The sequence below is a fragment of the Neisseria sp. HMSC067H09 genome (assembly GCF_001814135.1).
Taxonomy (GTDB): domain Bacteria; phylum Pseudomonadota; class Gammaproteobacteria; order Burkholderiales; family Neisseriaceae; genus Neisseria.
Genome location: NZ_KV814948.1, coordinates 8,845 through 25,686, shown reverse-complemented (window position 1 = coordinate 25,686; position 16,842 = coordinate 8,845). Strand labels below are relative to the sequence as shown.

The 16,842-nt window shown below is 54.0% G+C and carries 13 protein-coding genes; 11 read left to right on the top strand and 2 right to left on the bottom strand.

The genetic code is table 11. The annotated features are described in order from the left end of the window. Nucleotides 1–101 precede the first annotated feature (101 nt). Entirely contained in the window at nucleotides 102–2,039 is a 1,938-nt protein-coding gene (locus HMPREF2954_RS10840; protein ID WP_045073753.1) for a MacB family efflux pump subunit, read from the bottom strand. A 96-nt stretch (nucleotides 2,040–2,135) separates the two neighbouring features. Continuing rightward, complete coding sequence (locus tag HMPREF2954_RS10835) at nucleotides 2,136–3,317, bottom strand: efflux RND transporter periplasmic adaptor subunit (protein ID WP_045073751.1); 1,182 nt, start codon at nucleotides 3,315–3,317, stop codon at nucleotides 2,136–2,138. 331 nt (nucleotides 3,318–3,648) lie between these two features. Here HMPREF2954_RS10835 and HMPREF2954_RS10830 point away from each other — a divergent pair, with 331 nt between their 5' ends. From HMPREF2954_RS10830 to HMPREF2954_RS10780, 11 genes are all read left to right on the top strand, one after another. Next, a complete protein-coding gene (locus tag HMPREF2954_RS10830) occupies nucleotides 3,649–4,080 on the top strand; it encodes a type IV pilin protein (protein ID WP_045073749.1) in 432 nt (143 codons plus the stop codon). Between the two features lie 125 nt (nucleotides 4,081–4,205). Next, nucleotides 4,206–4,955 carry a hydroxyacylglutathione hydrolase gene (gloB, locus tag HMPREF2954_RS10825; RefSeq protein ID WP_045073747.1) on the top strand — a complete coding sequence of 250 codons (750 nt, stop codon included), beginning with the start codon at nucleotides 4,206–4,208 and terminating at the stop codon, nucleotides 4,953–4,955. Between the two features lie 199 nt (nucleotides 4,956–5,154). Beyond that, nucleotides 5,155–6,294 carry a hypothetical protein gene (locus HMPREF2954_RS10820; protein ID WP_045073745.1) on the top strand — a complete coding sequence of 380 codons (1,140 nt, stop codon included), beginning with the start codon at nucleotides 5,155–5,157 and terminating at the stop codon, nucleotides 6,292–6,294. Nucleotides 6,295–6,306: 12 nt separating this feature from the next. Beyond that, a complete protein-coding gene (locus HMPREF2954_RS10815) occupies nucleotides 6,307–7,101 on the top strand; it encodes an SDR family oxidoreductase (protein ID WP_045073744.1) in 795 nt (264 codons plus the stop codon). A 110-nt stretch (nucleotides 7,102–7,211) separates the two neighbouring features. Next, a complete protein-coding gene (locus HMPREF2954_RS10810; RefSeq protein ID WP_045073742.1) occupies nucleotides 7,212–7,784 on the top strand; it encodes a ubiquinone biosynthesis accessory factor UbiJ in 573 nt (190 codons plus the stop codon). A gap of 20 nt (nucleotides 7,785–7,804) precedes the next feature. Beyond that, entirely contained in the window at nucleotides 7,805–8,695 is an 891-nt protein-coding gene (locus HMPREF2954_RS10805; protein ID WP_045073740.1) for an NAD(+) kinase, read from the top strand. Between the two features lie 366 nt (nucleotides 8,696–9,061). Further along, the gene (gene mnmC1 / locus HMPREF2954_RS10800; protein WP_045073738.1) at nucleotides 9,062–10,678 is read left to right on the top strand and encodes an FAD-dependent 5-carboxymethylaminomethyl-2-thiouridine(34) oxidoreductase MnmC1; all 1,617 of its coding nucleotides are present in this window, start codon (nucleotides 9,062–9,064) and stop codon (nucleotides 10,676–10,678) included. 322 nt (nucleotides 10,679–11,000) lie between these two features. After that, entirely contained in the window at nucleotides 11,001–11,597 is a 597-nt protein-coding gene (locus tag HMPREF2954_RS10795) for an excalibur calcium-binding domain-containing protein (protein WP_321178167.1), read from the top strand. 95 nt (nucleotides 11,598–11,692) lie between these two features. After that, entirely contained in the window at nucleotides 11,693–12,718 is a 1,026-nt protein-coding gene (waaF, locus tag HMPREF2954_RS10790) for a lipopolysaccharide heptosyltransferase II (RefSeq protein WP_045073737.1), read from the top strand. A 359-nt stretch (nucleotides 12,719–13,077) separates the two neighbouring features. Further along, nucleotides 13,078–14,337 (top strand): glutamate-5-semialdehyde dehydrogenase, encoded by a 1,260-nt coding sequence (locus HMPREF2954_RS10785; RefSeq protein ID WP_045073736.1) that lies wholly within the window; start codon nucleotides 13,078–13,080, stop codon nucleotides 14,335–14,337. Nucleotides 14,338–14,627: 290 nt separating this feature from the next. Further along, a complete protein-coding gene (locus HMPREF2954_RS10780; RefSeq protein ID WP_045073735.1) occupies nucleotides 14,628–16,679 on the top strand; it encodes a calcium-binding protein in 2,052 nt (683 codons plus the stop codon). The last annotated feature ends 163 nt before the right edge of the window (nucleotides 16,680–16,842 follow it).

Sequence of the window (16,842 nt, the reverse complement as noted above, 5' to 3'; positions counted from 1 at the left end):
GCCTTGTCCTGATTTAGTTAATCCACTATATATTCATTGTGATAACAATAGCCAAACGGGGTTTTCAGACGACCTTTGGGGTTTGGAGGTCGTCTGAAAACTTAATCCTTAGACAAGGCATCAATCGGATTGAGCTTGGAGGCTTTGTTGGCGGGCATAAAACCGAACGCTACGCCGATGGCGGTGGAACAGACAACCGCGCCGATGACGGAACCGATGGAAATTTCCATCGGAAATTCGGTAACGAATTGGTTGAACACGAGGCTGATGGCAGTGGACAGCCCTACTCCGACCAAGCCGCCGATGATACAGATTAAGACCGCTTCAATCAGGAATTGTTGCAGGATGTTGTTGCGCCGCGCGCCGATCGCCATGCGCACGCCGATTTCTTTGGTACGCTCGGTTACGGACACCAGCATGATGTTCATCACGCCAATACCGCCGACCACCAACGAAATCAAGGCGATGGAGGAAATCAGCAGCTTCATGGTGCCGGTGGTGCTTTCAACCATCTGCTTGATGCTGTCGCTGTTGTTCATGAAAAAGTCTTCCGTACCGTGCCGCGTTTTGAGCAGCTCGGTCAGTCCTTTTTCGGCGACTTGGGTATTGGCGTCGTCTTTGATTTTGACGGTAATCGAGTTGGTGTGGCTCTCGCCGGTGATTTGGTGCATCACGGTCGTATAGGGCGACCAAAGCATCAATACGTCGGCGTTGCCGAAGGAGTTTTCTTCTTTTTGCATCACGCCGATGACGGTCAGCGGGCGTTTGTTGAAGAGGACGGTTTTGCCCAAGGGATTGACGTCTGTGCCAAAGAGTTTTTCTTTGGTGTTTTGGTCGATCACGACGACTTGCGCGTCTTCTTTTACATCGCCCTCGTCAAACAGGCGGCCTGATTCCAGCTTCAGTCCGCGCACGTCGAAATATTGTTCGCCCACGCCGTAAAGCGAGGCGGATAAATCGGTGTTGCGGTAGGTCAGCGTGCCGCTAGAATTGGTTTGCGGGGTGGCGGAAGCGACGTAGCTTTGTTTGGCGATGACTTTGGCGTCGTCAATGGTCAGGGTTTTAATCCTGCCGCTGCGTCTGTCGCCGAAGCCGCGCCCGGGGAAGATGCTGATGGTGTTCGTCCCCATCGCGCTGATGTCTGCGAGGATTTTTTTCTCAGAACCGTTGCCCAAAGCGACAACGGACACGACCGAGGCGATACCGATGATGATGCCGAGCATGGTCAGGAGCGAACGCATTTTGTGCGCCATAATCGCCTGCACCGACATTTTGAAGGCCTCGACGAATTGGTCGTAATAAAACAACCACGAAGATTTTTCTTTGATGCGTTCTATTTTGCTTTCGGGGATTTCGGGATTTTTTGAACTGTCGGAAATGATTTCGCCGTCGCGGATTTCGATGATGCGGTTGGCGATGGCGGCGATACCGGGATCGTGTGTAACCATAATCACGGTATGCCCTTCTTTATGCAGCTTTTGGATGATTTCGATTACGTTTTTGCCGCTGGCGGTATCGAGCGCGCCGGTCGGTTCGTCGGCGAAGATGATTTCGCCGCCGTTCATCAGGGCGCGGGCGATGGAGACGCGTTGCTGCTGACCGCCGGAAAGTTCGCTGGGCTTGTTGCCTTCTTTGCCTTCCAAACCCAAATCCTGCAACAGCTTTTCCGCACGCGTGGAACGCTCTTTGCCGCCCATACCCATATACACGGCAGGCAGGGCGACGTTGTCCCGCGCCGTCAGTGAACCCAAAAGGTTGTAGCGTTGGAAAATAAAGCCGAAGCGTTCGCGCCGCAATGCCGCCAATTCGTCCGGCTCCATTTTGGCGGTTTCGATGCCGTCGATTTGATACGAACCCGAAGTCGCGCTATCCAAGCAGCCGAGGATGTTCATCAGCGTGGATTTGCCCGAACCGGACTGCCCGATGATGGCGACGAAATCGCCCTTCTCTATCGACAGGCTGACATCTTTCAAAACATGAACGCGGTTCGCGCCGCTGCCGAAGTAGCGGTTGATGTTTTTACATTCGATTAAGCTCATAAGTGTTTCCGACCGATAATGATGTATGGAATGGAAAGGTCGTCTGAAAGGGGGATTTTGCTCAGAAACAAAACTTTCAGACGACCTGTTGCCTATTTATCTCGGCGGACCGCCCTGCATGGCGCGTTGCGCCGCTTCAGCCTGCTCCGCCGCGCTCATTTCCGACATCACCACCTTGTCGCCTTCTTTCAAACCGCTTTTCACTTCGGTGTTCATACTGTCTTTCAGACCGACCGTAATCTCGCGTTCCGAAGCTTTACCGTCCGCACCCAAAACGCTGACAAACGATTTGCCGTCGTGTTTTTTAATCGTCAGCGTCGGCACGAGCAAAACGTTTTTCACGCCGTTGATTTCAATCGTGTTCTGCGTCGTCATACCGATGGAAAGTTTGCCGTCGGGATTAGGCACCAAAGCGCGGGCGTAGTAATAAATCGCATTGGAGGTCGTGTCCGTGCTGGTGGTGTAGCTGCCCAGCGACATCGTGGTCAAGCCCGGATCGACGCTGTCGAGCTTCGCCTTAATCGGCGTATCCGGTTCGGACAAAATCGTAAACGAAATATCCTGCCCCGCCTTCACCTTCGTAATATCGCCTTCGGCAATCTGCATTTTGTTCAACATCGTATCCAGATTCGCCAACTGGATAATCGTCGGCGTGGACTGCACCGCATTCACGGTCTGCCCTTCTTCCACCGGAATCGCCACCACCGTACCGTCCATCGTCGCGGTAATGCGGGTATAGCCCAATTCCGATTCGGCAGTATTGATGGAAATTTTGGTTTGCTTGATGGAAGCCTTCAGCTCGGCAACGTTTGCCTTAGCCGCGGCCAGCGCATCCTTCGCGCTTTCCAAATCCTCTTTGGACGTCGCGTTTTCCTTCCACAAAGCCGCCTCGCGCTTGTATTTCTTCTCCGCACTGTTCAGCGCGATTTCGGCGGAAACCAACTTCGCCTGATACGTTTCCAGCTTGGATTTTTCCGTATTCAGCGTATTCACCTGAGTGGTCGAATTGATTTCCGCAATCAAATCGCCCTTTTTAACCTGCTGCCCGAGCTTGACGTACAGCTTCTTAATCTGCCCCGAAGCCTGCGCGCCCACCGACACCAGATTCGACGGCGAAATCTCGCCCGTGGCGGATACCGTCTGGCTGATGTCGCCGCGTTTGACCGTTTCCGTGATGTAAGAAGTTTGAGGTTCGGGCTGGAAATAAGACCACGAAGCAAACCCAAGCACCGCAGCAACCGTTATTCCAACCGTCCATTTATTAATGATTTTTGCCATAACTGACTTTCTGATTCATCCATTTCATCTGTTCAATCCGGCACCCGATTCATGTCGCATAATCCCAACACTTATCCGCCGAAAACGCGCCGAAAACGCTGAAAACGGGCGGATTTTACTGCAAGCCTTTACTCCAGCCAAGTCAACGGCAAATCAAATAAAATCATAATGAATTGTTTTATAATCATTTTATAAAAAACCATTTCCAAGATATTGCAACGCATTTACATATTTTCCCAATCCTGAAATTTATCCAAACATTCAAAATGGGAGAAAAGAACTATAATTACAGTCTGAATTCCCGCCCATACAATAAAAATTACGACATATCATGAAAAACACATTACAAAAAGGCTTCACGCTTGTCGAGCTGCTCATCGTCATCGTCATCCTCGCCATCCTTGCCACCCTTGCCTATCCGTCCTACGAACGCTTTATCCGTAAAAGCCGTTTGGAGAACGTCCGTTCCGAGCTGCTGATCAATGCCCATAATCTCGAACGCTTCTACGCACAAAACCGTACGTTTGAGAATTTCCCGGTAACAGACTTGGTTCAAAACGAATACTTCACCATCCAGTTTTTCAACTATCAAAACACCCAAAAAGGGAAAGAGAATCCGTCCGCTTCGGGCTTCCTGCTCGAAGCCAAGCCGAATGACGGATACAAAAGCAAAGAGGCCTGCTCCGTCTATCTCGACAGCGACGGTATCTTTTGGGCAAGCAATGCAGATTGCCCCGGATATGAACACATAGACCAAAAATAATCCGAACCTGCTGCCGCATTCTTCTCCGTTCATATAAAAGGTCGTCTGAAAACTTGTTCAAGATTTTCAGACGACCTTTTCATCATCAGCTAAAATCTGCTATTTCCAAGTCAGAAAACCACATCATGAAAATTACACCCGTCCAAGCCCTAAACGACAACTACATTTGGATGATTCAAGATGGCAACCACGCCGCCTGCGTCGATCCGTCCGATGCCACGCCCGTTTTAATATTCCTCGTCCGCAACCGCCTGATGCTGGCGCAAACGTGGGTTACCCATCTGCATTACGACCACATCGGCGGGGTCCAATCCCTCAAAAACGGCTTTATGGAATCGCCTGTGTACGGCGAGGCGGATATCGATGTGGCAACGCATACGGTAACGGCAGGTACGCAGTTTCCCTTCGGCGACGGGCTGGTTACCGTGTGGGCGACGCCCGGCCATACCGACCGCCACGTCAGCTATCTTTTGGAAAACGCCGAAGGTCTGCACGTTTTCTGCGGCGATACCTTATTCTCCGCCGGCTGCGGCAGGGTGTTTACGGGAACGATAGAAGAGTTGTACGACAGTTTCCAAAGATTCAATCAGTTGCCCGAAGACACGCTGTTTTATCCCGCGCACGAATACACCGCCTCTAATCTGCGTTTCGCCGAATTTATCGAACCGGAAAATCCCGATATTCAAGCGGCTTTGCGCGCGGCGGAAGATACGCCGACCCTGCCCGTAACCCTTGCGCATGAACGCAAAATCAATCCGTTTTTACGGGTCGATTTGCCCCAAGTCCGCGAACGGGTTGAGGAATTGGCAGGGAAGCGATTGAACAACGGTTTGGAAGTGTTCGCGGCGCTGCGGGAATTGAAAAACCGGTTTTAGGTCGTCTGAAAACTCAATCCAGCCAATTCAAACCAAAACAATTAATGCCTTCTCCCGTCCCTGAATAAACACGGACGGGAATGACAGCCCTTTTATTTCAATCGGCTATAAAACCTGCGTTCCAATCTATTGCAGGGATTTTGAATACCTCTGCCCCGATAAACTATAATCGGTACATTCAGACGACCTTTCCCAAGCCATGACCCGACAAGTTTTCATCCTAGGCGACCAGCCGCTCCCCGAAGGCAGCAGCAAGCCCTATGCGCTTTTGACGGCGAATCCGACCAAGGAACACCACTATATCGCCCAAACCGAGCAACGGCAGCATGCGCACAATCCCCAAGTCAGCCCACAAAACCAAAATGTTTACCGGCTACCCCTATCCTTGTTTGGCACTCATCCCCATCAGCCGCATGATGAAAGGAAAAAACGCAAACACGCCGCCAAACCGGCCGCCCCGCCTGAAGCGGCAAGCGTCAACATCATCGGCAATCTGGCGGCAAAAAACCTCTACACGCTGACTTTCGTTGAAAACACCGGCAACCAATACAACCTCGAAAGCTGGTTCAACCGCCACGAAAGCGGCTACGAAGATGCCTGCGAACACCTGCGCACGCTGCCCGGATGTTGTCTGAAAACGAGCGAAGCGAGTTTCGCCAAAACAAGCAAAGCGGGTTTGGATAAAACCGATTCAGTCAAAGTTCCTGACGCGCTGTGGCGCGTGCTGCGGCTCAAATTCCTCGGCATTTTGCGCAATCCCCGCAACCATCAAAACCCGTTTGCCTACCGCCTGCTTCAAGTCCTGCGCTCACGGCTCCCCGAAGCGGGATTCGAGTTCGTCAGCCTCATCAGCCGCCGCGACCCGAAACGCATCGAATCCATCATGCAGGATTTCCATTTTTCCTTTCTCGGCTATGTCAACTGGCTCTCAGGGCTGTATGGCATGTTGAGCGAAGGCGTTTCGCAACCGTCGCTGTTTGAGCGGTTGTTCTGCGCCGTTTTTGCCGAACCTCAAGCCGTGAAAATCGAGCTGTTCCGCTATCCCGACGATACAGGGCTGTGCCTCTTCGGCGACAGCGGTTTCTGCCTTCAGGCATCGTCCGAACTCATCAGCATCGGCGTCAATATTTCCCACGATATGTTTGCCGTCGTCCACCTGCAAGCCGCACGCTGGCACGATTTTAAAAATACTTTCCATCATGACGCGCCGAAACTGCAAGGCAAAGTGAAGATTATCGACGACGACCAAACCCAACGCGTCATGTTCAACCGGCTCTGTATCCGCCAATCGCACGAAGCCGTGTTCGGCAGAAGCCCGAACGTAAAAGACTACATCTGAACCATCAACATCATGAATACTTCCCCCGACGCATCTATCTTAGGCCTAGGCTATCTCGGCCGTCCTTTGGCGCAGAAACTTTACGAACACGGCAGCCGCGTTGCCGCTATCAAACGCAGCCTGACTTCGGACGATATCAATCTGCCCATACACCTCGACACCCTCGACCTCAATCAAGACGACATGTTTCAAAGCGCGAACCTTGCCCACGATACAAGCTTTTGGCGGCAACACGCCGACAAACCCGTTTGGTTCTGCCTCTTGCCGCCATCCTCGCTGACGCATTACGCCGACACCGTCAAACAATGGGCAGAACTTGCCCGAGCGTGCAACGTGCAACATCTGATTTTCACGAGCAGCACCAGTGTTTACGGCGATAAAGCGCGCGAATGCGACGAAACTTCCGCACCCGATCCGCAAACCGAGTCCGCCCGCCAAATCCTTGCTGCCGAACAATACCTGCTCGACAGCGGCGTGCCGAACATCGACATCCTGCGTCTGGGCGGGCTTTATTGCACCGAACGCCACCCCGTCAGCCGCCTCGTTCAAAAACAAAACATCCAAGGCGGCAACCGGCCCGTCAATATCGTCCACCGCGACATCGCCGTCGAAACCCTGTTTCAGACGACCCTCCATCCAAACGGCAGACGCATCCGCAACATCGTCGAACCGCGCCACCCGACCCGCCGCGATTTCTACACCGCCGAAGCCGCCAAACTCGGTCTCCCGCCGCCCGATTTCGCGCCCGACGGCACCGGCGGCGGCAAAATTGTAAATACCGTTTCCGCCGACGGATTAAGCCTGTAAAATTGGCGCTCCGCAACCGTTTCAGACGACCTTTCGGCAGCGGCAAAACCAAAACCAAAAAACACAGTCTTACTTAACAACCCCAAGCCCGAAAGTATCGAGAACACCCTATGTCCGCCCTATTTCCCGTTATCAACCACCTGATACAGCAAAATCCGGAACATCAACAAGACCTGTCCCGCTTGTCAGGCAAAACCCTGAGCCTCAATCTCGCCGGATTCGGACTGACCGGACACATCAATCACGACGGCTTCCTCGAAACCGCCGACCAACCCGCCGACACCCTCATCACCTTCCACCAAAGCGCCATCCGCAAAATCCTGACCGGACAAGAACCCGGCGTCGGCGACATCAGCCTCGAAGGCGACCTCATGCTCGGCATGACCGTCCTGCCCATACTCGGCAGCCTGCGCTACTACGCTTCAGACGACCTCACCCGCATCTTCGGCGACTCACTCGCAGGCAGCATCAGCGAACGCGCCGCAAACATCGGGCAAACCGTCAAAAAAATCGGACAAAGCATAGCCGAGCAAATCAGCGACTTTTCCCGCGAACCCGAATCCCCCGTTATCGACGCCGCCACCCTGTCCGCCTGGATGGAAGAAGTGGACAAACTGCGCGACGACGTCGCCCGCCTCAACGAACGCCTCGACCGGCTCGAACGCGACATCTGGATAGACTAATTTTCAGACGACCCATGCCTATGAACAGCCCGTTTCACAACATCGGTATCGTAACCCGCCCCAATACCCCCGAAATCCAAAACACCGCCCACACCCTCATCCACTTCCTGCAGGGACACGGCCTCACCGTCTATCTGGACGAAATCGGCATAGAAGAACGCTGCATCTATGTTCAAGATACCGTCGGCTGCCACATCGTCAGCAAATCCGACTTGGGCAAACACTGCGACCTCGTCATCGTCCTCGGCGGCGACGGCACATTCCTCTCAGTCGCCCGCGAAATTGCCCCCCGCGCCGTACCCGTTATCGGCATCAACCAAGGGCATTTAGGCTTCCTCACCCAAATCCCCCGCGAAAACATGACCGAAGAGCTGCTGCCCGTCCTCGAAGGCAAATACCTGCCCGAAGAGCGCATCCTCATCGAAGCCACCCTCGTCCGCGACGGCGAAACCATTCACCGCGCCCTCGCCCTCAACGACGCCGTCCTCTCGCGCGGCGGCGCAGGTCAGATGATAGAGTTCGAAGTCTTCATCAACCAAGAATTCGTCTATACCCAACGATCCGACGGCCTCATCGTCTCCACTCCCACCGGCTCCACCGCCTACTCCCTTGCCGCAGGCGGCCCCATCATGCAGGCAGGCTTGCACGCCTTCACCCTCGTGCCCATCTGCCCCCAATCCATGACCAACCGCCCCATCGCCATCCCCGACACCTCCGAAATCGAAATCCTCGTTACCCAAAGCGGCGACGCCCGCGTCCATTTCGACGGACAATCCTTCATCGACGTACAAAACCTCGACCGCATCATCATCCGCCGCTACCACAACCCCCTGCGCATCCTCCATCCCACCGACTACCAATACTTCCGAACCCTGCGCCAAAAATTACACTGGGGCGAACAGCTCGTATAAACACCAAAGGTCGTCTGAAACCCGATTGCCCAGTTTTCAGACAACCTTTAATAACCATCCGTTCAAATCCCAAATACGCATATCCCGTCATTCCCGCGCAGGCTGGAATAACAAAATTCATCAATCATTTACACTAAAAATTGATAATATAGTGGATTAACAAAAATCAGGACAAACCGACGAAGCCGCAGACAGTACATATAGTACGGAACCGATTCACTTGGTGCCTCAGCACCTTAGAGAATCGTTCTCTTTGAGCTAAGGCGAGGCAACGCCGTACCGGTTTAAAGTTAATCCACTATAAAAGACGATAAAAATTACTGAGATACCTTTATCTGTTTCCCCACTTTTTCAGACGACCCCGCCATGCCCATCCTTGCTTGGAACACCCCGCCCGCTCCCGCCGAACTTGCCCGCGTGATCGAAACTCATCCCGCGCCGCTGCATCTGGTTGCCTGTCTGACCGAAAACCGCATGCCCGATTTTCCTTTGTCCGATGCCCCGACCGAGTTGGAAGGTCGTCTGAAAACCCGCCTCGACCAAGCCGTAAAATGCCTTCAGTTCAACAGCGTCAACTTTCTGGAAAACCTGCTGCCCGACATACATATCTGGTTTGTCCCGCCGCACCGCGCCGACAGCCTGTACGAACATTTCGACCGTATCGAATGGCAGACCGAAGCCGTACCGCAAGCCGCGCCCAAGCCCGTCAAGCCTTGGTTCAGACGACCTCAAGCCACCACCCCGCCCGAACACGCGCTGGTTATCGGCGCGGGCATTGCCGGCGCCGCAACCGCGCGCAAGCTGGCGGAACACGGCGTGCGCGTTACCGTTTTGGAAGCGGGCAAAGCGGCGCAAGGCGGCAGCGGCAACCGCCAAGGGCTGCTCTACGCCAAAATCTCGCCGCACGACACCGAGCAGACCGAACTGCTGCTGGCAGGCTACGGCTACACCCGCCGCCTGCTGCAAGACCTGTTGCCCGATTCCGACGCATGGGGCGGCGACGGCGTGTTGCACCTCAATTTCGACGAAGCCGAACGCAAACGCAATCAGGCATTGGGTTTGCAGCAACATCACGCCCACCTTTACCGCAGCGTGTCCGCCGACGAAACCGCGCAAATCGCAGGCATAGACGTCTTTTCAGACGGCCTCTACTGGCCGCAGGGCGTATGGCTGAACCCGCCCGCCGTCGTCCGCGCCTTGCTGGATCACCCGCTGATTGCGTTGCACGAAGACACGCCCTTATCCTCCGCCGAATACGACGACGCAAACTGGACGGTACACACGCCGTGCGGCAGTTTCAGCGCAACCTACATCATCTACTGCATGGGCGCGCACAGCCCGAACGCCGCCGATGCCAACGTCTCCGCCCTGCCGTTCCGCCAAATCCGCGGGCAAACCGGCGTAGCGGCGGCAAGCGTTTTTTCCAAACGCCTGCGCTGCGCCTTATCCGGCGAAAGCTACATAAGCCCGAGCTGGCAAGGGCAACACTGCTACGGCGCAACCTTCGTCCTCAACAGCGACGACGACGCTTGGCATCCGCACGAAGAAACCGCCAACCGCGCCGCCCTGCAACAACTCAACCCGCCATTGGCGCAATCATTGTTTGAGCAAAACCCGCTTCGTTCGGTTTCAGACGACCTCTCTGACCCGCCGCAAGGACACGCCGCCCTGCGCTGCGACAGCCCCGACCACCTGCCCGTCGTCGGCGCGCTCGGCGACATCGCCGCCATGCAGACAGCCTACGCCAAACTCGCGTTGGACAAAAATTACCGCCTCGACAACATCCCCTGCCCCTACCTGCCGAACGCCTACATCAACACCGCCCACGGCACGCGCGGCCTCGCCACCGCCCCCGTCTGCGCCGCCGCCATTGCCGCCGACATCCTCGGCCTGCCCCAGCCGCTGTCCCAACGCCTGCGCACCGCCCTGCACCCCAACCGCGCCGTCATCCGCGCCATCGTGCGGCAGCAGCCTTTGCTTTGATGCATCGCACAGGTCGTCTGAAAGCGAGCGAAACGGGTTTCCCCCAAACATGAAAACAAGTTTTCAGACGACCCCGGTACGACAACAACAAAGCACTCATACAATCATAAAAATATTAACAACCTGTTTTCAAAAATATCTTTCTTAATTTAAAAACCCGAAATTTACATATAAATATCAACCCCTCCTCTTGTCCATTTATAGATTTCGTTTAAAATACCAACCTAAACAACCACTATTCTATATAGATAAAATGCGTCATTACGGAACCATCATCCGCTGGAACGATAATCGGAGGTTCGGAGCCATCCGGGAAGAAAACATGGGCAAGGAAATATTCGCCCCGCTCTCCGCCTTCACCACGCTGCCGCACCCGCCCGCCGAAGGCCAGCGCGTATCGTTTGAAATTATCAAAGGCAGACGCGGACGCGACGAAGCGGAAAACATCTGCTTCGCTTCCGACTGCATCGGCGAAGCCGACTTTTTCGCCCCCGAGCCTGAGCCTTTTAAAGCAGCCTTTTCCAAACTCCTGTGGATCATCCCCGTCATTGCCCTCTTGGCCGCAGGCGGATGGTTCGGCTGGAACTATTGGCAGGAATACCGCCGTCAGGTACAGGAAACAACGGCGGCTGCACCGGTTACGATGGTGTCCGAAGTTGCCGAAAAGATGAAAGCCGAACGCAAGGCATGGAAAGACGCGGCAAGCGGGCGTACTGCTTTCAAACACGGTTCAACTACTTCAACCGGCTCCGCTGCCACCACCGACACTACCACTGCATTCAAATGCGACGGTCGTCAGCACTGTTCCCAAATGAACTCTTTGGAAGAGGCAGAATTTTTTATCAAAAACTGCCCAAACACCAAAATGGACGGTGATCATGACGGTATTCCGTGCGAAAACGACAGCCGTTGGCATTAATCGCCCACAATGCAAAAAGGTCGTCTGAAAATGTTTTTCAGACGACCTTTTTAAATCGGCTACAATATCGCGCAATACAAACCTACCCTACCACCATGTCCAAAAAAATCCTTATCATCACCCCGAGCTGGATCGGCGACTGCGTCATGACCCAGCCGCTTTACCGCCGCCTGCACGAACTCCATCCCGGCTGCACCATAGACGCATTCGCGCCCAAATGGTCGATGGCGGTGTTCGATCGTATGCCCGAAATCAGCCGCGTTATTGAAAACCCGTTCGGACACGGCGCGTTGGAACTGAAAAAACGCTGGCGCATCGGGCGCGAACTGGGCAAACAAGGTTACGACCAAGTCATCGTCCTGCCCGGTTCGCTCAAATCCGCCCTCATCGCCTTCGCCACTGGCATCAAGCAGCGCACCGGCTACGTCGGCGAATCGCGTTATCTGCTGCTCAACGACATCCGCAAACTCGACAAAGCCGCCCTGCCCCTGATGGTCGACCGCTACACCGCCCTCGCCCACCCGACGCAGGCGGACTTCAACGGACATTCCGATAACCCGCGTTTCACCATTTCCTCCGAAAGCCGCGCCGCCGCGCTTGCCAAATACGGCTTAAACACCGATAAACCCGTTCTCGCCTTCTGTCCGGGCGCGGAATACGGCCCCGCCAAACGCTGGCCTGCGCGCCATTTCGCCGAACTCGGCCGCCGCTATCTGGCGCAAGGCTGGCAGGTTTGGTTGTTCGGCTCGCAAAAAGATTTCGACATCGCCGAAGAAATCAACCGACTTTCAGACGACCTCTGTACCAACCTTTGCGGCAAAACCAACCTTTCCGAAGCGATTGACCTGCTTTCCTGCGCCGACACCGTCGTCTGCAACGACAGCGGCCTGATGCACCTCGCCGCCGCCCTCGGCCGCAAACTCGTCGCCGCCTACGGCTCCTCCAGCCCCGACCACACCCCGCCCTTGAGCCCAAAAGCCAAAATCGTCAGCCTGCACCTCGAATGCTCGCCCTGCTTCAAACGCGAATGCCCGTTGGGACACACCGACTGCCTGAACAAGCTCACGCCGGACATGGTTCAAAAAGCGGCGGAGGAATTGGCGCAAACGGAATCTGAGTAAACTGCAAAAGGTCGTCTGAAACCTGCTTTCAAAGCAGATTTAAAGGGCAATATCCATGCCGTCATTCCTGCGCAGGCGGGAATGACGGCATAGAGGCTTCTTGTTTTCCTTCGCCCTATCTTTTCAGGCAGAACCAGCGTAGGCTTTGTCCACGAAATCTACCGATTCCCGATACAGTGTTTATCCACCATCGTTATTCCCACTTCCAAATCTTCAGACGATCTTTCCACCATTGACCTCGAAACTCCATACTGCCGTGAAACAAACCGCAAGTTAGCCGCCTCCACCCTGTTTTGTATTGAATTCCCGTTCAGACGACCTTATCATCAACCCATTCCCACTTTCCCCGCAGAGACACCATGCAAAACATCCAAGACTACGTCCGCCGCACTGCGTCCGCCGCCAAGCAGGCTTCCTATACTGTTACTGCTGCCGAGACCGCGCAAAAAAACGCTGTGCTCCTGCGCGCCGCCGAACTCATCAAACACCATCAAACCGCCATCCTCGCCGCCAACGTCCAAGATATGGAACAAGCCGCGCAGAAAGGTTTGAACGATGCCCTGCTCGACCGCCTTCGGCTGACCGAAAAAACCATAGACGCCATGTGCGAAGGTTTGCGCCAGATTGCCGCCCTACCCGACCCCGTCGGCGAAATGGACGAATTCCGCACCCGCGAAAACGGCCTGCAAATCGGCAAAATGCGCGTCCCGCTGGGCGTTGTCGGCATCATTTACGAATCCCGCCCCAACGTAACCGTCGATGCCGCCGCCCTCTGCCTCAAATCCGGCAACGCCTGCGTGCTGCGCGGCGGCAGCGAAGCCTTCAACAGCAATATGGCGCTCTCCAAACTGATTACGCAGGCATTAGTTGAAAACGGCCTGCCCGCAGCAGCCGTCAGCCTGATTGAAAACACCGACCGCGAAAGCGTCGGCGCCATGCTGCAAAGTCCCGAGTTTATCGACGTCGTCATTCCGCGCGGCGGCAAGTCGCTGGTTTCCCGCATCGCCGCAGAAGCCCGCGTGCCCGTCATCAAACACCTCGACGGCATCTGCCACGTCTATATCGACCGCGCCGCCGACGCCGAAAAAGCTGTCAACATCGCCTTCAACGCCAAAACCTCGCGCTACGGCACCTGCAATACCATGGAAACCCTGCTCGTCCACCAAAGCCGCGCCGCCGAAATCCTGCCCGTATTGGCGGAAAAATACGCCGCCCGCGACGTCGAGCTGCGCGGCTGCCCGCGTACCCTTTCCATCCTGCCCCACATTCAGACGGCCTCCGAAGAAGACTGGGACACCGAATACCTCGCCCCGATCCTCTCCGTCAAAATCGTCGACAGCCTCGAAGAAGCCGTCGCCCACATCAACACCCACGGCAGCCACCACACCGACAGCATCGTAACCGAATCCTACACCGATGCCCGCACCTTCCTGCGCACAGTCGACAGCGCCAGCGTCATGGTCAATGCCTCCACCCGCTTCGCCGACGGCTTCGAGTACGGCCTCGGCGCGGAAATCGGCATTTCCACCGACAAAATCCACGTCCGCGGCCCCGTCGGCCTGCACGGGCTGACTTCGCAGAAATGGATAGTGTTGGGCGACGGGCAGGTTCGGTCGTAATTCCTTCACTTTCTTGAGAAATAAAACGACAAAAGGTCGTCTGAAAAACAGTTTTCAGACGACCTTTTCAGTTTTACTTTCCCTATTATCGGCACACCAAATGTCTCACCTAATTATTTCTAATTTTAAATTAACATATTAAACAATATCTTAAATTATTATATCTTATCCATTATTGTTTTCTCCGATACAATCGACATCATGCCATATAAGAAAAAATCTATTTAATGTCAAATAGATATAAATTTATTATTCACTCTTCCCATCCATTTTTCCACAGGAGAACTATTATGGCTGATACATTGCTTTCTTTAAAAAACAACCAATCCGTCGTTATTACCGGTACGGACCGTAATGACACTTTATATGGTAGTACGGGACATACCATATTCTACGGTGGTTTAGGGAACGATACTTACTACAGTAAAAATGCGGGCGATACCATCATCGAGCGTGAAAACGAAGGCCGCGATCTAATCTATAGCAGCACCGACTTTACCTTACCAGAACATGTCGAAGATCTGAAGTTGCAGGGCAACAGTATGTTAGGTATCGGCAATGATGCAGACAATGTTATATCGGGCAATTCCAACGGCAACCGTCTATATGGCAAAGGCGGCAATGATCTGATGCTTGGCGGAAATGGCAACGATTATCTATGGGGCGACGATGGTGATGACCGACTTGGCGGACTAGGTGGCAACGACGTTCTGAATGGTGGAAGCGGAAACGATTTTCTATCTGGGGATGACGGGGAAGATATCTTATATGGCGGTACGGGTATGGACACCATGCTCGGAGGAAAGGGAAACGATACTTTCTATGTAGATAATATAAAAGATACAGTCGTCGAAGACGCAGATGCAGGCTACGATACGATATACAGCAGTGTTACCTATACCGCGCCAACCCACGTTGAAAAACTGATTTTAGAAGGTAAAGACAATATCTTCGGCTTTGGCAACAATGCCGATAACAGCCTTATCGGCAACAGCGGCAACAATCGCTTGAGTGGCGGGCGAGGTAGCGACACGCTCTATGGCATGGAAGGTAACGACCTATTAATGGGTGGTGATGATCGCGACGAACTTTACGGCGGACAAGGTGATGACATCCTGCGCGGCGATGCAGGCAACGACCTGCTCGACGGAGGCTATGGCAACGACACTTTAGACGGCGGCAGCGGTGCAGACACTATGGCCGGCGGCTTGGGAAATGATGCCTATCATGTTGATAATGTAAACGATACGGTTATTGAGGAAATGAACGGCGGTATCGACACGATTTACAGCAGTGTTACCTATACCGCGCCAACCCACGTTGAAAACCTAACGCTAACAGGCATCGACAATACCTTCGCATTCGGCAACAACGCCGATAATATTCTGACGGGAAACAGCGGCAATAACCGATTAAGCGGAGGACGCGGCAGCGATACGCTATACGGCAACGAAGGCAACGACCTGCTGATGGGAGGGGATGATAGAGATTTCCTATACGGCGGTAACGGAGACGACATTCTTCGCGGTGACGAAGGTAACGACCTGCTTGATGGTGGCAGTGGCAATGATACTTTGGACGGAGGCAGCGGTGCAGATACCATGTCTGGTGGGTACGGGAATGATATCTACCATGTAGATAATGTCAAAGATACAGTTACTGAGTGGTGGGGAGAAGGTGTCGATACGATATATAGTAGTGTTTCCTACACAATCCCAACCTACGTCGAACACCTGACCCTGACCGGCAGCAACAACACTTTCGGCATCGGCAATTACGGCGACAATACCATTACCGGCAACAGCGGCCACAACCAATTAAACGGGGATGGCGGCAATGATACCCTTTACGGCATGAGTGGAGACGACCTGTTGTCGGGCGGCAGCGGAAACGACTATCTCTACGGCGGCGACGGGGATGACAGGCTGAATGGAGGAGACGGGATCGATTACCTCCACGGCGGCGACGGCAACGACTACCTCACAGGCGGTTCGGGCAGCGATACCATCGTTACAGGTGCAGGTAAAGATACCGTCGCTTTCTCCGCCTCAGACATCCGCGACGGCAGCATAGATCGTATTACCGACTTCAACCCTTATATGGACAAGCTTGATCTGTCCGGTATGCGTTCCCTGCTAAGCGGCAGCGAGGCAAATGTGAGCTGGTCGGAACTGTTCGTCAAAAATCCTTATTATTACGACACCGGCCGTTCTTACCTCGTCTTCGACTCTGTATCTCAAACCCTCGCCTACCGAGCGGCAGGTGCAAGCAGCAATACCGTGTTCGCCAAATTTGACGACAGTCAGGCAGCTTGGTTGAGCGCTTCCAATATCATCGGCTAAGCTGAGGCAAACCGGATTTTTAGAGGAAGCCTGAGCGCAAACGTCGTCTGAAACCTAATTTTCGGTTTCAGACGACGTTTCTGTTTAACGGGAAAAATAAAAACAGGATGAGGCCTTTGCAATAACATAAGTTATAGTGGATTAACTTTAAACCAGTACGGCG